The following is an 18,312-nucleotide window of genomic DNA, read 5'->3' on the forward strand; positions in this document are numbered from 1 at the left end:
CCAATGAATATGCATATAGTACAGCGCGAAAAGGGGATATGTAACGGGGAAGGTTGGCACTGCGGTGGAAATCACCGGTCACGCCATCCCCGTCATTTCGCCTCTTTCTCTTCTTCCGGCTTTTCCTCTGTCAAAGCGGCTTCCTCTGCTGCCGGTGCTTCCTCTGCGGAAGGCTCTTCCTTCCCTGCTCCGCTCTCTTCTGCGGCAGGCTCTTCGGATACCGCTTCTTCTGCCACTGTCTCTTCTGCCGCTGTCTCTTCTTGGGCAGCTTCGGAAGACACCTCCTCAGTCTTCGGCGCTTCCTCGGTCTTCAGCGTTTCCTCCTCCGGCTCGACAGCCGGATAGGCATAGCCAGGGACGATGGGAGCCTTCAGATTTTCCAGCGCATCGATGGATGCCAGCGCAAGCTCCAGATCCTTTCGGATCTTGCTCACGTAGTTCTTCATATTTCCTTCCGTATGAATCATGGTCTCAGCCAGGCGGCGGCGATAGTCCTCCGCGTCCTTCACCTGTCTGTCTCCTTCCATCTTGGCATTGGAGATCAGGATATCCGCATTTCTCTTCGCATTCTTCTTGACGTTCTCAGCGGTATCCTTGGCAAGCTGGAGCGTCGCCGTCATGGTATCCGAGATCCTCTCATAGTTGGAGAGCTTCAATTTCATCTGGTCCATTTCTTCTTCCATCTCGCGATGCTCACGATAGATCTGCTCGTAATCAGTGACGATCTGGCGCAGGAAATCATTGACCTCTTCCTCGCTGTAGCCGCGCAGGCCTTTGGAGAAAGTTTTATTATGAATGTCCATTGGTGTAATCATAGCTTTGCCTCCTTGGGGAACTTTCTTCTATTGTACTTGCTTTGCGCTATTTAGGCAAGGAGCGGGGAAAAACGTCGTATGTTAAGGAAACGCCGAACTTAATAGCCTTCCCCTCGAGGGGAAGGTGCCCCGAAGGGGCGGATAGGGCACTGGCGGCATGAAAGACAGATGAGGAAAGCGGAACAGCGCGGCACATGTGGGGAAAGCGTGAGTCCCTAACCGCAAGCAAAAAAGATTTCTCGCTTCACTCGAAATGACGAAGCGGAAGTCTGATGTCTCCCTGTCTCCTAGTCACTAGTCACTAGCTACTAGCTACTAGTCCCTGGTCACGCGCCTGATAAATTCACTCACCGCATCCAGCCCTTTTCTCAGTACGTCCGCCTCATGGCCGTAGCCGACACGGAAAGAGAATGGTTCATCGAAGCAGTCGCCGGGGACGCAGAAGGCGCCTGTCTCCTCATACATGCGACGGCAGAGATCGCGCGAGCCGATGGGAAGATCGTAATGCACAAGTGCCATGGTACCGGCAGTCGGTCTCACGTAAGAGACATGCGGCTCCCCCTTCACCCAGTCATCCAGAATGGGAAGATTGGCTGCCAGAATGGCGCGGTTTCTCGCGAGGATCTTTTCTTTGTGCGCCAAGGCGAGCGCCGCGATCTCCTCATCGAAGAGCCCGCAGCTCACAAGGTCATAGTCCCGCACGCGGCGAAACTGGGCGAGCGCCTGCCGGTCATGGGTTGCAAGCCAGCCGAGACGAAGCCCTGCCAGCGAAAAGGCCTTCGACATTGATCCGGTCGCGATCCCCTTCTCATAAAGGTCGCAAACGGAGGGAGAGAGAGCTCCGTCGATGGAAACGCCGCTGTACACCTCATCGCAGAAAAGGTATGCACCGCTCTGACGCGCGATGGCGACGATGTCCTTCATCATGTCCGATGGGATCAGAGTGCCCGTCGGATTGTTCGGATTGTTGAGGCAGATCATGCGCACGCCGCGCGCCGCTGCCTGCGAAAGCTCATCAAGGTCCGGCAGATAACCGTTCTCTCTTCGAAGGCGCAGCACCGTCACCTCCGCCCCGAGCGCTTCCGGTGCCGAGTAAAACTGCTGATAGCTCGGAGAGAATGCGATCACACGGTCCCCCGGGCGGATAAGGGAGAAGAAGATGTGCTGGTTCCCACCCGTCGCACCATGCTCCGTCAGGATCTCCTCCGGGCAGATACTCGTATAGAGACGGCTGATCTCCTTCTTGACCTTCTCCGAGCCGAAGATGGTGCCGTATGTCTGCTCTCTTTCAAAAAAGCGATCCATAAAATCTGTGCGATCCTCGCCCGCCAGCGAAAAAAGCTCTGCGAGCGAGAGAGGCTTCGCACAGGTGTCCGTGATATTGTACTTGGCGCCTTCTTCGTACTGGTCCATCCAGCTTTCGACGCCGAACTGTGAAACGATCATAGGGATACTCCGTAAAAATATGAGTGAATAGAGATGAGGTTGGGTTCAGGGTTAACCCCGTTCCCCCTCTTCACTCTCCCAATTCTTGCATACATCCACCCAGCCCTGCGAAGCGGATGCCCTTTCCAGCTCCGGAAGGCTGAGCTTCACCGCACTATGGTCCGTGCCTGCCGCCGGATAAACGATATCGAAGCGTTTCAGGGACACATCCAGATAGACAGGCACGCCCTCCGGCAGGCAGAAGGGACACACACCGCCGGGGCGGTGGCCGATGTACTTCTCACAATCGGCGCCGGGGATCATCTTCGCCTTCTTGTGAAAGCTCATCTTGAATTTGTGATTATCCACCCTGGCATCTCCCGCCACGACGATGATGAGCGGCTTGTCATCCAAGAGGAAGGACATCGTTTTCGCGATGCGCGCCTCCTCCGTCCCGAGTGCCTGCGCCGCCAGCGCCACCGTTGCCGATGACTCCTCAAGATCCATACAGCGATCCCCCATGCCGAGGGTCTCAAAATATTCTTTTACTTTTTCAAAGGACATCGTATGCACTTCTTTCGTATCAATGGTAACTAATGACTGGTATTGCGTTTTCTAAATAACTGGCATTTAAGTCAAATTCCGAATCAAGTGAGGAGTTAGGAGTGAGGAGTTAGGAGTGAAGGTACGGCGCATAAAATGAGGAAGCGCCGCAGAGTTTATATAATGGGGTATTGGGGCACTACATGAATGGTGTGCCCCTTCCAGCACTTTTCACATCTCACTAAGTCCAAAAGTTAGCAAATCGCTATACTAGGGACTAGGGACTGGTGGCTCTCTCGCATCGTCATTTCGAGCGAAGCGAGAAATCTTTCTTGCAGTCCGATAAACGACGCACTTGAGACGCATTTCCCGCTCTCTTTCATACCGCCAGTACCCTATCCGCCCCTTCGGGGCACCTTCCCCTCGAGGGGAAGGCTGACGATACGAGGGAAACCTGCTATCAAAAGACCTTCCGGCATCGCCCCATAAATATTCGCGGCGCTTCCCTGTTTTTATGCGCCGCACCACCATTTCTAATTTCTCATTTCTAATTTTTCATTTGAGCAAAGCTTTCACCCCCCAATCAAGGGGCAGCATTACCCCCATGGGCTGACCCTTCCCGCTTCATTTACAACAAAGAGCTGTGCGCTGCACAGCTCCCTTTTTTATTTCTTTCCTTTTTTAACGACCGTCTTCGCTTCCGCCTTGCCGCGGCCGAGACTGCCGGTCTTTGCCAGCTTCTTCGCTGTCATGTACCAGGCCGGAGACTTGTCCAAGCACTTATTCTGCTTCACCGTAGGATCATTCGGATACTGTTTCTTATAGTTTTCCATCGCACGGCGCGCATTTACCTTCTCATCCTTGGAAATGGTCTCGAAGGAGAATCCCACCTTCCATGCAAAGACGAGCATCGCTACAGGGTAGATCGCAAGCGGATGCACTTCGCAGAAGACGCAGGCCGCGATGAGCGCAAGCCCGCCCACGATAGAGAGCACCGAGACGCCGGTCTGCACCATGACAGTCTTTCTGAAGTCCGCATCCATGTGCGCGAGCCAGATATTTCCGCTCGAAAGGAAGTAGTGGACGAACTCCTGATTCCGAAGCATCCTATCCCGCTTGTTATGTGCAAGGATCTGCTGCACGATGTCCGCCACATTTTTCTTGAAGCGCATGGTGCGGTAATTGAATACGACGAGAAGCGTCGTGATGAGAGCGATAAAGATGATACTGCTGGTGGATCCTTCCATGATATGTCTCCTTTGCTGAGTTGTTCTTTCTATTATAAGGGGCAAAGGGGAAATCAGCAAGGGGAGAGAGAGCCCGCAGGTAAGTGTCAAGTTTTCCTCGGTAATTCATTTGACTGTCGATAATTACTATCTTCGTGGCTTCGGTTTAATCAGTATTTCTGTATCGCTCTGGCAAGTCTTCCCATGGGGGAAGAAGAAGCTCCATAAACGCCTATACGCCCTTCCAGGCATCCTGGCCTATAGTTTCTCATTCTGCGCTCTGCCTGCACCACGGCTTTGTGCATGGCTCTATCCATCTTTTTGTAGCTCTTCCCATTAGCATGGTACAAGAGGGCTTGCGTAAGCGTCTTATTCTTCCGGGCGGTCAGTACCCAGACCATGTACTCCATTCCTTCGCTGGACCAGCTCCGCCCCTGCCGTTTCATGCGATAGCTGTAGAACCGGTGATTCGTTTCTGCAGTACCCAAGTGGATTTCTGTATGGATGCCGCGCTGGCTCAGGCTTGGGATATAGGGAGCATTTCTTTCCAGATAGCTCTGCTGTTTGTCTACCTCCTCCAAATCCGCCTCTGTTCGGGCGCAGCTCCGGGCAGTGTCCATCCATACGGGAATCCGTTTCATAATATCGTCGGTCTGGTGAAGCTCTCGGATAATACGGTCTACCAGTTCCCTCTTGCAGAAGCTGAGCCGGGTCCGGATCTTTTCATGTACATGATAGCAGTCGCGGAAGTGCTGGTGATCCAGGTAGCCTTCTACCATTTGCTCAAAGTCCTGAAACTGGTACCCGGCCCCTCCATCCCCATTCGATAGCACCGTGGTCTTAGACAGGTCATAGTGCCCATGCAGATAGCTTGCTGCCATTGCAAAAAGTTCTTTCCTGCTGGTGGACGCAAAACAGCGAAGTCCTACCAGTTCTGTCCTGTTGCCATTTTTCCTGACTCCCTCGTATACCTGGAGGCGATGCACCTCCGAAACGTCGCCTTTTTCTTGTTCTTGAGGATGATTCCATCCCCTTCAATCGCTATAATCTCCGGCTGTAGGGGATAGAAGCTCTTCCCTTCTTTCTGCAGAAGTCTTCGGGTATAGGTCAGCTCTCCATAGCGGCAGCAAATCGTCCTAGAGTCCCGGCGTGCCACACTCCACCCCTGTACCTTGTAAATCTGATACAGCTCAGTGTCAATACGCGCCAGGGCCATAGCTATAAGCTGACAGTTCATTTCAGTGAGCCAATGAGTTAGCTTCCTTTCAGCCTCGATAGAGTCATCAGATTCCTTAATGAGAGAAATGACTGCACCAATTGCATTTTCACTCCAAATTTCTCCAGTTTTTGTTATAATATCCATGAGGAAAGCCCTTTCTTTGTTTTATTTGTGCACGGAAATTATAACATTTCCACTCAAAGGGAGGCTTTCCTCTTTTATTGTTTCTGGAAAAATTTCCCTACCAAGTAAAATTTTACACTAAGAACAGGGGTAAGGGTTCAGGGTTTGCCCCGGGAACGTGCTGACCCTTGATTGTTTACAAAAGAGGTTCAGCGGTTCTACAGGTTCAGAGGGTTCAGGTGGCGGCTTCGCCGCTTGTCATGAATAGTCTTCCCCTCGAGGGGAAGGTGCCCCGAAGGGGCGGATAGGACACTGGCGGTATGAAAGAGAGTGGAAAAGAACGTCTCAAGCGGGCGATTTATGAAAGCACCCGCAGGCGCTCTGCGGTCCCCCTTCTCCATGCGGGGAAGGCTTAGTCGAAGCGACGCTTCGCTTCGATTATTATAAAGGGCAATGCCCGAAGGCTGGAGGATAGAAGTCAGATGTCTGGCGTCTGATGTCTCCTAGTCTAATTCCTCATCCCCAGCTGCTAATTCTTCGTCACTAGCCACTGATCCCCACTTGAATTTTTAAAGTTCGGCGTACCTAAGCAATTTTTCACGCTCTTTTCCTTGCTTTCCGCCGTTTCTTTATATAGAATATAAAAGAATTTTTAATCAAAAAGGTTTTTACTCCAAAAAATCCCACAGGAACTCTCATGCATACCTACGACAGAAACTACTTCAAGATCGCCCTTCCTGCCGCACTGGAAGGGCTCTTCATGATCCTCCTCGCTTCGACCGACCTCATCATGGTCGGCGCACTGGGAGCTTTGTCCATCGCAGCGGTCAGCATCTTCATGCAGCCGCGTCTCATCCTGCTCTGCTTCTCCCGTTCTCTCGCCTCCTCGGTGACACTGCTCGTTTCCCAAAAAGCGGGCGCCGGCGACACGAACGGCACGTCGGATATCATGAAGAAGTCGCTCACGCTCTGCGCGATCTTCATGGGTCTTCTGCACATCCTTTTCTACATTTTTCTGGATGACATCTTCTATCTCATGGGCGCGAATGACGAATACATGGCAGAAGCCATGGCATATGGCCCCATCGCGCTTGCCGCCGTCTACGTGACCTCGCTCACGCTCATCCTGCAGGCGGTGCAGCTGGGCTACGGACGCACAAGCGTCATCATGAAGACGAATGTCTGCGGCAATGTGGTGAACCTTGCGCTGAATGCACTCTTGATCTTCGGATTCGGCCCGATCCCCTCCCTCGGCGTGACGGGCGCAGCCATCGGTACGCTGGTAAGTACGATCTTCACCCTCGCATGGACTACATGGATCCTCAAAAATGAATCGTTCTTCTCCGGCGGGAGCTACCTTCCCGACCGTGCCTATTTCCACCGCATGATGCCGATTATTCTAAGCATCCTTTCGGAGCAGGGCAGTGAGCGCGTGGGCATGGTGCTCTTTAGTCGCATGGCGGCAGGGCTCGGCACGATCCCCTTCGCCGTACACAGCATCTGCATGAACATCTCTGACGTATACTATGACTTCATCATGGGCTTCGGCAAGGCGAGCATGGTCATGGCAGGGCAGTCCTGCGGCAAGGGCAGTGAGGAGGACTGGCGCGGCTACAAGAGATGCGGCATCAAGTGGAGCCTCATCCTCTCGGCCATCGTATGCGCGGCGATCCTCTTCTTCGGCTCTGACATTTTCGCTCTGTTCTCGGATGACGCCGCCTCGCTGGAGATCGCCTCTGTCATCATGCTCTTCGTCGCAGCCGTGAGCTTCCCGGAAGCACACGCGATCCTCTCCGCAGGCATCCTGCGCGGATCGGGCAAGGCTGCACAGGTGGCCGGCTACTCTTTCCTCTCCATCACCTTCTTGCGTCCGCTCATGACCGCCTTCTTCATCTATGTTTTGGACCTTGGTCTCATCGGCTGCTGGTGCGCGCTCCTCCTCGATCAGATCATACGTGCTTCCTGCGCGACCGTCCTGCTCTACCGCCTTGAACGCAAAGGCTGGCGGGCTCTCGTCGCAGGGGCTTAAGGAGTGGGAATGACAAGAGACTAAGAGACTAAGAGACTAAGAGACTAAAAGACTAGGAGACATCAGACTCCCGTATCGTCATTGCGAGCGAAGTGAGAAATCTTCCTTGCACAACGGTCAAGCGACGAGCGCCAGATGAGGAGCAACCGAAGCACCTAGGCGATTTTATCATTACCTCATAAGTACAGAGTACCGCTACGACGTAAAAGACCCTCGGCTACGCTCGGGATGACGATACGAGAGAACGGACGATCTCACATTTCCTTTCATTCCATCACGTAGAAGACTGCCCCTGCGGGGCAGATCTATCCTCCGCCTTCGGCGCGCTCCTTCTTCAAGGGGCTACACAACAGTCATGTAAAAACACTGACCCTTCGCAAGGTCTCCTCTCCCATATCGTCATTTCGAGCGAAGCGAGAAATCTTCCTTGCACAACGGTCAAGCGACGAGCGCCAGATGAGGAGCAACCGAAGCACCTAGGCGATTTTATCATTACCTCATAAGTACAGAGTACCGCTACGACGTAAAAGACCCTCGGCTCCGCACGGGATGACGAAACGAGAGAACGGGCGATCTCACATTCCCTTTCATTCCTTCACGTAGAAGGCTGCCCCTGCGGGGCAGATCTATCCTCCGCCTTCGGCGCGCCCCTTCTTCAAGGGGCTACACAACAGTCATGTAAAAACGCTGACCCTTCGCAAGGTCTCCTCCCCCATATCGTCATTGCGAGCGAAGCGAGAAATCCTTGTCATTCGCGGTTCAGTGGTCGATGTGTGGAGTCCCAAAAACGAGAAACCTGCTATCAAGAGACCTTCGGGCATCGCCCCATAAATAATCGAGGCACTTAGATCCTTCGACTCAGTTCTCCTGTTTCAGATAAGCCATTTTTTAACATACGACGTTTTTCTCCGCTCAGGATGACGAAATGCGCCGCACCTCCCCGCTGAACCTATAGAACCTATAGAACCCTGACCCCTGAACCCTGAACCCTGAACCCTTTCAACGATAGCTCTCCGCTATCGTTTTTTTGTGAAGCATTTGGTGTCCGGGTCGTTTTTTGGTACAATAGACCCGGTATCATTTTGATCTCCGATCCCATCCCTGACCATTTACACCTACGAGGACCCATTATGCTTATCCCTTACACTGCGCCAGCCGAGCTCTATCGGCAGGACATGGAAATCAAGAAATCGATCTTTATCACGCACATCCTGCCTGTCAACTCGGAAGAAGAAGCACAGCAGGCACTCGCTGATCTCAGAAAGAAATACAAGGACGCCACGCACAACTGCTACGCATGGCGCATCAATGCGGAGCGCATCCTTGAGAAATCGGGCGATGACGGCGAGCCGCAGGGCACGGCGGGACACCCCATGCTCCATGTGCTCCAGATGCGAAAGCTCACGAATGTACTCGCGGTCGTCACCCGCTACTTCGGCGGCATCAAGCTCGGTGCGGGCGGCCTCACAAGGGCCTACAGCGGCGCACTCTCCGATGCCGTGAAGGCGGCGCCCATCGTCACCTATACGCCGTATGCCCGCTATACCGTGACCCTCCCCTACACCGCGATCGGCGGCTTTGAAAATTACATCAAAGACAAGGATATCCGCGTCCTGGACCGTGCCTTCACAGACGAGGTGCAGGTGACCTTCCTCACCCTTCCCGAAGAGGCGAAGACGCATCTCAAATTCCTGACAGACCTCACAGGCGGGAAAGCCGTCATCGAAGAGGACGGGGAGGAGTATGTGAAGGTGAGAGTGTGGTGACTGGGGACTGGTAACTAGTGGCTAGGGACTAGTCGCTGGGGAACGGTATGAAAGACGATGTGTGGTGATCCACCTTCTTCGCCTGTCATTTCGAGCGATAGCGAGAAATCTTTTTCATCGGCAGTGAAACGGTGTATATGCACGTGAGGGGGGAAGGGAAAGTCTGTCACTCCGCGAATACCGGTTGTTTCATACCAGGGAAACGCTGATGATACGGAGAAGGGATCGCATCTATGAAAATATTTTGAAAATTTTTCAAAGATTTTTCTACAATGACATCATCTGTCCTGTCCATTTGGTATCCTATATACAGAGAGCTGGATCGCCCCAAACTCCTTTTCTAAACTCTCAACTCTCAACTCATTTTGATTTCCCAAGGCGATTCAGTTCTCGCTTTTTTAGGGAAACGGTATGGCAAAAGACCTCTCCAATAAAAAAGCCCGATGAAAGATCCCCTGTCTTTCATCGAGCTTTTTTGCTTACTCCATGCCGAAAGGCTCGTTTCCGCTGCCAGGGAGCTTGAAGATCCCTGACCCCCATAAGAAGAGTAAAAAATCCGGTGCGTGCTTTTCCCAGTTATCCAGGAATGCTTCATATAATTTTTCCATGATCTCCACCTCTCTATCCTTTACCATACACTCTCTGTATGACCGCACAGGCATCCTGCTATGATACGCTCGTGCAGATAAGATACATTTCGTTCTGCTTGTATCATAGCATGAAAAAAGCGGATGAATCCATCCACAATTCATCCGTCTTGTGCGTTACCATATATTTATTTTAAAGTGTACCGTAAAAGGCAATCAGGAAGAAATGCCCATCACTGTCCCCCGAAGTATTTCTTCACAAATCCCACGTTCCCCACGCTCCACCGGGTGCCGGCGAGGTAGGAGAGGGGCCCGGCCTCTTTCCCGAAGTCGCAGGAGATCTCCGCCGAGCAGAGAAGCTGGCGTTTTTCCTTGTAGCTGCGGTTCGTCGTCTTCACGCCGTACTTGTCATCGCCCAAAAGCGGATGCCCGACATACGCCATCTGACTGCGGATCTGATGGGTACGGCCGGTGATGAGGTGGCACTTCACGAGCGAAAGACCGCTCCTGTACGCGAGACGTTCGTACTCGGTGATGGCCGTCCTCGATCCCTTCACAGGTTCGTCCGTGACGAAGACCTGATTCTTTTTCGCATCCTTGAAGATCTGATGGGTGAGCGTCCCGTGTCCCGGCTCGATCTTTCCAAGGACGATGGCAAGATAAGACTTGCTGATCTTGCGGTCACGGATGAGACGGCCGAGGAGATCACGGATCTCTTCTGTCTTTGCAAAAAGGAGGAGTCCCTCGGTATTGAAATCAATGCGATGCACGGGATAGGCCGCCACGCCGCCCTTCTGCAGGAGGGCGAAAGAGACGCGCGAGAGCATGGTATCCTTTTCCTTTCCCGTGATATCAAGCGTTAAGAGGCCGGCAGGCTTGTAGACGACAAGAAGATTTTCATCCTCGTAAAGAATGCGGACGGGGCGCACCGCATCGCGCTTCTCCAGCACGAAGGAGCGGACTTCGTCGCCGGCAGAGAGACGGAAGGCCGCCTCCTCCTTTCGGCCATTCACTTTGATCTTCTTCGTGCGAAGGGCTTTCATGAAAAAAGCGCGCGGCCAGTGCTTCTGCTCCATCAGAAACTGGTCTAAGCGCTTGCCTTCTTCAGATTTTTTTATCGTAAATATCTCCATAGGTATCTCCAAGAAAATAGGGGGGACTAGTAACTAGTAACTAGTGACTGGGGACTACTTTCGCACATGGCCCCTTCTTTATATTGCGCCGAAATGCCGCCAGCCCCCTTTAGGTTAATGCTATTAAGTTAAGCGGCAAATCATTCTTGGCTCCCCATCGGGGGAGCTGCCCGAAGGGCTTGTGCAAGCGAACTGGATTTTTAGGAGTGAAGCGACGCGAAAATCCAGTGAGACGCCATTTCGAGCGAAGTGAGATGAGGGGGCTACGTAGCGGTATTGCATGAAAGTGTTGGAATATCGATAGCGTCGGACTATTCAACATAGCACGCTATACCGCTAGCATGCCCCTATTGCCTTCGGCACTTCCCCCGAAGGGGGAAGCAAGATGTTACGTAGCTAACGATTTCCTTAACTTAATAGCATTACCCTTTAGGGAGAGCTGGCGAGCAGAAGCGATAGACCCCACAAAGCCGGGGCAGCCATGATTGGCTGTCATAATGATGATACACCGCTTGAGGCATTTTCTGCCATTTCCTTCAGCTCATCCTTGGTGTGTCCGGTCGCGAGCCGCGCCATCGTCTCTATGACTTCTGCTTCATGCTCGCCCGCGATGTCAAAGGCGCCGCAGAGCAGCTGTGAGTATGAGGTGATCACTTCGCGCCGGCGGTCTTCTTCTATCGCCGCGGAGAGGCGGCCGTCTCTGGTCATCTGTATTTTCATGGTGATTGAGATTCTTTTCGGTGTCATAGTCCCTCCTGCATTTCTCTTTATAGTACAGGATGGCAAAGATTTTGGCTAGAGGCACGGGGGAAAAGCAAGCACCATGGCAGCAAAATGACGGGAAAGTCTTCTATTTCTCTCCGCAAGATGCAGCTTATCGCCGGTAAGATGCAAAGGATAGACTGTAAATCATCATAAATATTTTTAATTGGCTATCATTTATAGGTTCTTCTATAATGAAATCATGCAAAGCATTCCCTGTTGTGATAAGGGAGGATCCGCCATGAACAATCTGGACTACTTGGAATATGAAGGCTCACGACTTTTAGACTATGCGATGAAAACATACAGTAAAACTTCCACCGGCTCGCTGGTGAATGATATCGAGCGCGCCGTCCTTGCAGGACAGAAAGAATTGTCTCTGGCAGAACAGGATGCACTACAGTCTCTCTCCTTTGAGTATACCCTGTACCGTCTCTACATTGCTCGCTGCATGATCCGTCACCACAAGAGCGGCTTCGGCTGCACGGATGCGATCCTGAAAGGTCTTTCCGGCACGCTGTCTTCCCTGCCCTCTGCGCTCAAAATGCTCGCCCTCGAGCATGATCTGAACGGGTCCTACCTGCTTCTTGGCTGCTATGTAGAAAAGCTGACGAAAGCGCATGTGGAAACAATGTTCCAGCGCTACGCTGCCATTGAAAAAGCCTGCGTCACGGGGGATCGCGAAGCGCGCCTCACCTCTTCCATCGAAAGCTCTCTTTGGGCGATGGCCAAGGAGATCAACTTCGTCCCAAATCCTTCCCTGCTCCGTCATCTCATGGAAGAGACCCGGGCTTTCATGCGTGCGCTCTCTCTCCGTCTATCTGAAATGACGCCGGAGAGCGTCCATCACAAGGCGCACGGAAAGACGCTCGTCCATACGCACCACTCCGTCTTCTCCCGTGAAAACTATGAACACATCTACCCGTCCCTCACCCTCATCGCCGGCATCATGACCGGATTCCTCATCATGTTCGCCTGACAAGGGATGGGATCCCCATTTCCTCAAAATAAAAAGGGGCTGTGAAGAAATGAATCCTCATTTCTTCACAGCCCCTTTTTACTTTGCTTTCATTCGGTTCAGGGTTCAAGGTTCAGGGTTCAGGTGGCGGCTTCGCCGCCTTTTTTTAGAAGATGGTATTCTCGTATCGCAGCCTTCCCCTCTAGGTAATGCTATTAAGTTAAGGAAATCGTTAGCTACGTAACGTCTTGCTTCCCCCTTCGGGGGAAGTGCCGAAGGCAATAGGGGCATGCTAGCGGTATAGCGTACTATGTTGAATAGTCCGACGCTATCGATATTCCAACACTTTCATGCAATACCGCTACGTAGCCCCCTCAGCCCTTCGGGCAGCTCCCCCGATGGGGAGCCAAGAACGTTCTGCCGCTTAACTTAATAGCCTTCCCCATCGGGGAAGGGGGACCGCAGGGGCGGATAGGGTGACTATGGCATGAAAGACAGCTGGGATAAGGTTTCCCTGTCACTCCTATGAGAGCTGCAAGTCCCCCGCGGCAGATTGAATGCGAAAATGAGATGATCGTTATTTCACATCGCCTTTTCTTGTTTCACTCATCGCCTGTGCTATAATACAGAAAGGTATCTTGCAGCGGCTTGGTGTCCCTCTATTTCATACGGAGGGAGGCTGAGTATCATGAGCAGATTTGAGATCTTGTATCTTCTGATTGCTTTCGCTACCCTTCTGGTCAGCATCTTCAAGTAATCCTGTTTACCTGACATGAAAAAAGCCGCCACCATCGAGTGACTTGCTTCTGTCAGTGACCGGCCTTTCTCATCCTTATACATGGAGAGGCACCAGCGTCACGACACGCTGCATGGTACCTGCCATTTCTTACAGTATAGCACATCTCGGAAGTCAGATTCAAATGAGAAAACAACGACTGGTGACTAGTGACTTGAATGTTACTTCCGGGCATCGCCCTTTACAAAAAATCGACGCGAAGCGTCGCTCCGCCTAAGCCTTCCCCGCATGGGGAAGGGGGACCGCAGAGCGGTGGATAGGGCGCTCTCGTAAACGACGTACTTGAGACGCATTCCCCCACTCTCTTTCATACCGCCAGTGCCCTATCCGCCCCTTCGGGCATCGCCGTTTACAAAAATCGACGCGGAGCGGTGGATAGGGCGCTCTCATAAACGACGTACTTGAGACGCATTCCCCCGCTCTCTTTCATACCGCCGGTGCCCTATCCGCCCCTTCGGGGCACCTTCCCCTCGAGGGGAAGGCTGTCGATACGAGCGAAACCTACCATCGCAAACCTTCGGGCATCGCCCCGTTTCGTCATCCTGAGCGGCGAGAAACGTTGTATGTGAGATAACGAATGCCAGAACAGCTGCGACCTGAGCCATCGATCTCGGCGAAGCCGCCACCTTCATTCCTAATTCCTCATTCGCGCAAAGTTTTCATTCAGAATCAGTGGACGGAGCCGCCCCACGGGCTGACCCACCAAGAAAGGAGCCTCGCCATGGATCATTCACAGTACCTCACCAGTATGGGCATCACTCTCTGCCGGCGGGCGCTTTTTTCCTATACCAGCCAGCCGCAGGGAAGCTACGGACTTCACGTGATCTTCCGAAAATTCGTAAAGGAGAAGAAGATCCTGATGCACGACCGTGATCGGGACAACTGGTGCGCCTTCCTCTCAGACTACATCGTCTTTCGCCTCTACATCGCCAAGTATATCCTGAAGGACTATGCGAAAGACTACACCCCGCTCCTTCATATTTTCGAAGGCATCCATCAGATCGAGGATGCCTTCCCTGCCTTCTTCCGGGAAGAGGCAGACCCGGGGCGTGCGGTCGGCGACCAGTCCTTCCTCCCGCCGGATCTGGATACGCGATACCGGGCAGAGGAAATGGATCATTTCTACAATATCTTCAATGCCGTTTCGACCCAAATGGAAGAAAAGCCGCTGGAACGGAATCAGCGGCTGAAAAGCATCATCACGAGCTGTCTCACCATCCTTTCAGAAAAGAATCATGTACCACTCTACACGCCGATCTTTTATTTCTTCAGTCAGGAAACGCTCCGCTATGCCCAATTCCTTGCGGATTTTTGCAAAGGCCTCATTCCCGATGAGTTCTACGAGGTCATGCACGCCATGCCCTATCAGGCCGTCAAGAAAGAGGAAGATCCCTTCTATACCAGCTACCATCTCCCTGCCTGCATCGCCATCTTCGTCTCACTGCTCCTCTTCTTCGTCCTCTGCGAGGGAGGATGGAACGTGGGGCTGAAGTAAAAAAAGAGAAATGTGAAATTAGAAATGAGAAATGGCGGTGGCGGCTTCGCCGCACATATATAGGAGGCGATGCCCGAAGGCCGGAGGGCAGATGTCTGATGCCTGATGTCTAATCCCCAATCCTTGGCTACCCATCCCTGCTTTCAAACTTCAACAGGGATGGAGGGGCGCAAAATACACCGAGCATCCCAATCCCCTTTTATATAAAAATTTGCAGCGCATGTCGTCATCCTGAGCTGCGGGAAACGTCGTATGCGAGAAATCCGCTTAGAGGAATCCAACAACGACTATCCAACAAAAGCGCAGCCAACCCCGCCTCGCTGCGCTCGGCTGCCCCTTCCAAAGGAAGGGGCGAGATTGATCATCTAATCCCTAGTCACCAGCCACTAGTCACCAGTCACCAAAATTCCAAAATCCCAAACAAAAACGGAACCGTTTCTACGAAACGATTCCGCTTTTTCTATTTCACCATTTCCAAGAATTCTTTTCTGAGCGCGCTGTCCGTCTTAAAAGCGCCGGAGGACGCCAGCGTCCGTGTCTTTGTCCCCGGCTTCTTGATGCCGCGGGCGGTCATGCAGGAGTGTTCCCCTTCAATGAATACGATGACGTCATCGGCATGTGTCACAAGACGCATGATATCGCGGATGTCCGTACCGATGCGTTCTTGCAGCTGAAAACGCTTCGAGACAGCATCTGCGATGCGGGCGATCTTCGAAAGACCGATGACGCGGCCGCGCGGGATATAGCCGACTGCGACCTTCATATTGTACATCAGTGCGATGTGATGCTCGCAGTGGGAAAAGATGTCGATGTCTTTCACCACGACCATATCGCTCTCCGGCGTTTCGAAGGTCTTCTCAAATTCCCGGGCGATATCTTCATTGGATACCGCATTATAAGCAAACTGCTCCGCCATCATGTCAGCAAAGCGCTTCGGGGTCTCGAAGAGGCCTTCGCGTGTGGGATCATCGCCGACAGCCTCGATGATGAGCCGCGCAGCTTCTTCCAATTTCTTTAGATCGACCATTATACGCCTCTCCTCTCTGGATCCCAGATGATCTTATGCAGCTGCACCTGGACCCGGACATCACTCAATCTCTCTCGTCTGACATACTCCACCAGGTCGGCAGGGGCGATGCGTCCCCACACCGGGCTCACATAGAAGGCCGGGTCTTCGCCCTTGTGGAAATGCGCGGCGATGATCGCCTTCATCTCATCCATGTCGGCCTGCGAGCTCACGACGAATTTCAGCACATCCTCTTTCCCAAGGATCCTGAAATTTTCCTCCAGCATCCGTTCCTTCATGCCGCTTCCACCGCATTTGAAGTCCATCGTGTAGAATGTCCCCTGCGGCCGCTCTTGGAAGAGGGCCACCGCGCCATTCGTCTCGATATTCACCTCATAGCCCTCTTTGCCAAGGACTTCGCACAGGTGCCGAACGGGATGGAGCATCGGCTCACCGCCCGTCAGCGTGATCTTCTTCCACGGGAAGGCATGGATGCGGGAAAGAAGCTCTTCTTCCGTCAGCGCTTCAGCCGTGTCCGTGAGCGAGAGCGAATAGGCGGTATCGCAGTAGCTGCAGCGCAGGTTACAGCCCGCAAGGCGCACAAAGATCGCCATGAGGCCCGTGCGTTTCCCTTCGCCGTCGATGCTGTCGAAGATCTCCGTCACGTGGAAGAGCCCGTCATCATAGCGGTACGCTTCAGTCTTTTTCATACGTTGCCACATTCCCTTCCGTCTCCTGCACCGACACGCGGATACAGTGAGGAATGCGGTCGCAAAGCCACTTCGCGATGTTCTCCGCCGTCGGATTCAGTCCCTCCAAGACATCGTTGATGACATGGTGGTCGAACTGGTTCACGATCTCCTTGATCTTGGAGAAATCCACGACCATACCATTGTGGTCGAGCGTGTCATTCTGCACCGTGACCGTAATGATCCAGTTGTGTCCATGGAGATTCGTACACTTGCTTTCATAGTCCAGGTGCAGGAAATGCGCACCGGATATTTCGATTCGTTTCGTTACTGTAAACATAGATTGTCGTCCTTATATGAATGGGTAATAGGATTGGGTGAGTATAGGTTTAAGGGTTCAGGGTTCAGGGTTAGCCCGTGGGGCGTGCCGTCCCTTGATTGCGGGTGAAAGTTTTTCTTTGAGTTAGGAGTTAGGAGTGAGGAGTGAGGAGTGAGGAGTGGTGGTGCGGCGCATAAAAATATGGAAGCGCCGCGGAGTATAAATAGAGCGATGCCTGAAGATGGCATTTAAGTCACCAGTCACTAGTCACTCCTAATCCCCAATCCCTAATCCCTAGCCACCCATCTCTGCTTTCAAACTTATGGTGGCGGCTTCGCCGCAAATATATATGGGGCGATGCCCGAAGGTCTGCAAATGGCAGGTTTCCCATTTTGAACTTTCAAAACATTGACCGTCTGACCGCGAATGACAAAGATTTCTCGCTTGCGCTCGAAATGACGATACGGGAAGTCGGCAGTCTGACGTCTGACAGTCTGACGTCTCCAGTCACTAGTCACCAGTCACTTTTCCCCCAGCGCCGGATCCTTGACGCCATTCGCTGCAAAGGCGGCCGCCCTGTCGATGCATGTGCCGCAAGTGCCGCAGGGCTTCTCCCCGCCCTCATAGCAGCTCCATGTGAGCTCATAGGGCGTATGGAGAGCCAGACCGGTCGCCACGACGCCGGCCTTATTCATTTCCGCAAAGGGGAAAACGAGATGCACCTTGCCATAGGTGCCGATGGAGACGGCATCGCCCATCGCCTTCAGGAAGGGCTCGCTGCAGTCCGCATAGGCATCGCCTGCCGCATCGTCTGCGTGCGCGCCGATGTAGATATCGACTTCATCCTCCTCAAAGAGGCTCGCCGCGAGCGAGGCCGCCGTCGAGAGCATGAGTCCGTTGCGGAAAGGCACATAGGTCGAGACCTTGCCCTCCCCGTTCTTGGCGATCTGCTCCGCATAGCTCTCGTGGGCGATCTCTTCTGTGGAGCCCGCGAGGAGGGAGCAGTTCGAATACTGGAAAATGGCAGAAAGATCAAATTCGTAGTGCCGTACATGGTAATACTCTGCGACCTTGCGTGCCGCAAGGATCTCTTTCTTGTGCTTCTGCCCATAAAAAATAGAAGCAGTCACGACGTTCTCTGCTCCCAGTCTGTCTACTGCCAGCGAGACGCAGGTGGTCGAGTCCACGCCGCCGCTGGAGAGGATAATAGCTTTTTTCATCTTGCCTCCTGTTTTTTATAGTTGGTGTTCAGATGACAACTGAGATGGATATTTTTCGGTGCGCCTTGGCGCACGGATAGGAGAAAGCCGGACGAACCGCTTCGGGGCATGGGGCTTTCCTATAACCAACTTATTATAGCATAGATGGCAAGGCGGATGTTTGGAAAAAATCGATTCTCTCTGCCCGTTTCGTATGCGCTT

The 18,312-nt window shown here is 52.8% G+C and carries 16 protein-coding genes and 1 pseudogene; 4 read left to right on the top strand and 13 right to left on the bottom strand.

What is annotated here, in order from left to right; genetic code table 11:
• Positions 1-92: 92 nt before the first annotated feature.
• The 5 genes and pseudogenes from ACGG9R_RS10060 to ACGG9R_RS10080 all read right to left on the bottom strand — a co-directional run bounded on the left by ACGG9R_RS10060 (position 93) and on the right by ACGG9R_RS10080 (position 5,372).
• Positions 93-815 (bottom strand): DivIVA domain-containing protein, encoded by a 723-nt coding sequence (locus ACGG9R_RS10060; RefSeq protein WP_022106730.1) that lies wholly within the window; start codon positions 813-815, stop codon positions 93-95.
• Between the two features lie 315 nt (positions 816-1,130).
• Complete coding sequence (locus ACGG9R_RS10065; protein ID WP_022106729.1) at positions 1,131-2,261, bottom strand: aminotransferase class I/II-fold pyridoxal phosphate-dependent enzyme; 1,131 nt, start codon at positions 2,259-2,261, stop codon at positions 1,131-1,133.
• Positions 2,262-2,312: 51 nt separating this feature from the next.
• Positions 2,313-2,804, bottom strand: a complete 492-nt coding sequence (locus ACGG9R_RS10070; protein WP_022106728.1) for a YbaK/EbsC family protein — start codon at positions 2,802-2,804, stop codon at positions 2,313-2,315.
• Positions 2,805-3,448: 644 nt separating this feature from the next.
• Positions 3,449-4,030, bottom strand: coding sequence for a hypothetical protein (locus tag ACGG9R_RS10075; protein WP_390154639.1), 582 nt, complete (start codon positions 4,028-4,030; stop codon positions 3,449-3,451).
• A gap of 149 nt (positions 4,031-4,179) precedes the next feature.
• A pseudogene (locus ACGG9R_RS10080) lies at positions 4,180-5,372 on the bottom strand (ISLre2 family transposase).
• Positions 5,373-6,048: 676 nt separating this feature from the next.
• Between ACGG9R_RS10080 and ACGG9R_RS10085 the strand changes: the two are divergent.
• The gene (locus tag ACGG9R_RS10085) at positions 6,049-7,380 is read left to right on the top strand and encodes an MATE family efflux transporter (protein ID WP_022106724.1); all 1,332 of its coding nucleotides are present in this window, start codon (positions 6,049-6,051) and stop codon (positions 7,378-7,380) included.
• Between the two features lie 1,130 nt (positions 7,381-8,510).
• Positions 8,511-9,146 carry a YigZ family protein gene (locus ACGG9R_RS10090; RefSeq protein WP_390154642.1) on the top strand — a complete coding sequence of 212 codons (636 nt, stop codon included), beginning with the start codon at positions 8,511-8,513 and terminating at the stop codon, positions 9,144-9,146.
• A gap of 166 nt (positions 9,147-9,312) precedes the next feature.
• Here the strand turns inward: ACGG9R_RS10090 and ACGG9R_RS10095 are convergent, their stop codons facing one another.
• From ACGG9R_RS10095 to ACGG9R_RS10110, 4 genes are all read right to left on the bottom strand, one after another.
• Positions 9,313-9,441, bottom strand: coding sequence for a hypothetical protein (locus ACGG9R_RS10095; RefSeq protein ID WP_390154645.1), 129 nt, complete (start codon positions 9,439-9,441; stop codon positions 9,313-9,315).
• 184 nt (positions 9,442-9,625) lie between these two features.
• Positions 9,626-9,754: a hypothetical protein gene (locus ACGG9R_RS10100; protein WP_390154648.1), complete on the bottom strand. Its 129-nt coding sequence runs from the start codon at positions 9,752-9,754 to the stop codon at positions 9,626-9,628.
• A 212-nt stretch (positions 9,755-9,966) separates the two neighbouring features.
• Positions 9,967-10,866 carry a pseudouridine synthase gene (locus ACGG9R_RS10105; RefSeq protein ID WP_390154652.1) on the bottom strand — a complete coding sequence of 300 codons (900 nt, stop codon included), beginning with the start codon at positions 10,864-10,866 and terminating at the stop codon, positions 9,967-9,969.
• A gap of 492 nt (positions 10,867-11,358) precedes the next feature.
• Complete coding sequence (locus tag ACGG9R_RS10110; RefSeq protein ID WP_390154655.1) at positions 11,359-11,613, bottom strand: hypothetical protein; 255 nt, start codon at positions 11,611-11,613, stop codon at positions 11,359-11,361.
• A 256-nt stretch (positions 11,614-11,869) separates the two neighbouring features.
• Between ACGG9R_RS10110 and ACGG9R_RS10115 the strand changes: the two genes are divergently transcribed.
• Positions 11,870-12,607, top strand: coding sequence for a hypothetical protein (locus tag ACGG9R_RS10115; RefSeq protein WP_390154658.1), 738 nt, complete (start codon positions 11,870-11,872; stop codon positions 12,605-12,607).
• Between the two features lie 1,496 nt (positions 12,608-14,103).
• A complete protein-coding gene (locus tag ACGG9R_RS10120) occupies positions 14,104-14,877 on the top strand; it encodes a hypothetical protein (protein WP_390154661.1) in 774 nt (257 codons plus the stop codon).
• A gap of 460 nt (positions 14,878-15,337) precedes the next feature.
• Here ACGG9R_RS10120 and folE read toward each other — a convergent pair whose 3' ends face one another.
• The 4 genes from folE to ACGG9R_RS10140 all read right to left on the bottom strand — a co-directional run bounded on the left by folE (position 15,338) and on the right by ACGG9R_RS10140 (position 18,111).
• A complete protein-coding gene (gene folE, locus ACGG9R_RS10125) occupies positions 15,338-15,904 on the bottom strand; it encodes a GTP cyclohydrolase I FolE (protein ID WP_390154664.1) in 567 nt (188 codons plus the stop codon).
• The gene (gene queE / locus ACGG9R_RS10130) at positions 15,904-16,593 is read right to left on the bottom strand and encodes a putative 7-carboxy-7-deazaguanine synthase QueE (RefSeq protein ID WP_390154667.1); all 690 of its coding nucleotides are present in this window, start codon (positions 16,591-16,593) and stop codon (positions 15,904-15,906) included. Before queE ends, folE begins: the two co-directional genes overlap by 1 nt.
• The gene (queD, locus tag ACGG9R_RS10135; protein ID WP_390154670.1) at positions 16,580-16,912 is read right to left on the bottom strand and encodes a 6-carboxytetrahydropterin synthase QueD; all 333 of its coding nucleotides are present in this window, start codon (positions 16,910-16,912) and stop codon (positions 16,580-16,582) included. The genes queE and queD overlap by 14 nt, the downstream gene beginning before the upstream one ends.
• 500 nt (positions 16,913-17,412) lie before the next feature.
• Entirely contained in the window at positions 17,413-18,111 is a 699-nt protein-coding gene (locus ACGG9R_RS10140; protein WP_390154673.1) for a 7-cyano-7-deazaguanine synthase, read from the bottom strand.
• Between the last annotated feature and the right edge of the window lie 201 nt (positions 18,112-18,312).

Source organism: Dialister sp. i34-0019-2H8 (assembly GCF_042846925.1).
In the GTDB taxonomy this organism is placed as follows: Bacteria; Bacillota; Negativicutes; order Veillonellales; family Dialisteraceae; genus Dialister.

Excerpts from the sequence above, each read along its gene's own strand:
- ACGG9R_RS10060 (WP_022106730.1), bottom strand. The coding sequence starts at position 815 with ATGATTACACCAATGGACATTCATAATAAAACTTTCTCCAAAGGCCTG.
- ACGG9R_RS10065 (WP_022106729.1), bottom strand. The coding sequence starts at position 2,261 with ATGATCGTTTCACAGTTCGGCGTCGAAAGCTGGATGGACCAGTACGAA.
- ACGG9R_RS10070 (WP_022106728.1), bottom strand. The coding sequence starts at position 2,804 with ATGTCCTTTGAAAAAGTAAAAGAATATTTTGAGACCCTCGGCATGGGG.
- ACGG9R_RS10075 (WP_390154639.1), bottom strand. The coding sequence starts at position 4,030 with ATGGAAGGATCCACCAGCAGTATCATCTTTATCGCTCTCATCACGACG.
- ACGG9R_RS10085 (WP_022106724.1), top strand. The coding sequence starts at position 6,049 with ATGCATACCTACGACAGAAACTACTTCAAGATCGCCCTTCCTGCCGCA.
- ACGG9R_RS10090 (WP_390154642.1), top strand. The coding sequence starts at position 8,511 with ATGCTTATCCCTTACACTGCGCCAGCCGAGCTCTATCGGCAGGACATG.
- ACGG9R_RS10095 (WP_390154645.1), bottom strand. The coding sequence starts at position 9,441 with ATGGACAGGACAGATGATGTCATTGTAGAAAAATCTTTGAAAAATTTT.
- ACGG9R_RS10100 (WP_390154648.1), bottom strand. The coding sequence starts at position 9,754 with ATGGAAAAATTATATGAAGCATTCCTGGATAACTGGGAAAAGCACGCA.
- ACGG9R_RS10105 (WP_390154652.1), bottom strand. The coding sequence starts at position 10,866 with ATGGAGATATTTACGATAAAAAAATCTGAAGAAGGCAAGCGCTTAGAC.
- ACGG9R_RS10110 (WP_390154655.1), bottom strand. The coding sequence starts at position 11,613 with ATGACACCGAAAAGAATCTCAATCACCATGAAAATACAGATGACCAGA.
- ACGG9R_RS10115 (WP_390154658.1), top strand. The coding sequence starts at position 11,870 with ATGAACAATCTGGACTACTTGGAATATGAAGGCTCACGACTTTTAGAC.
- ACGG9R_RS10120 (WP_390154661.1), top strand. The coding sequence starts at position 14,104 with ATGGATCATTCACAGTACCTCACCAGTATGGGCATCACTCTCTGCCGG.
- folE (WP_390154664.1), bottom strand. The coding sequence starts at position 15,904 with ATGGTCGATCTAAAGAAATTGGAAGAAGCTGCGCGGCTCATCATCGAG.
- queE (WP_390154667.1), bottom strand. The coding sequence starts at position 16,593 with ATGAAAAAGACTGAAGCGTACCGCTATGATGACGGGCTCTTCCACGTG.
- queD (WP_390154670.1), bottom strand. The coding sequence starts at position 16,912 with ATGTTTACAGTAACGAAACGAATCGAAATATCCGGTGCGCATTTCCTG.
- ACGG9R_RS10140 (WP_390154673.1), bottom strand. The coding sequence starts at position 18,111 with ATGAAAAAAGCTATTATCCTCTCCAGCGGCGGCGTGGACTCGACCACC.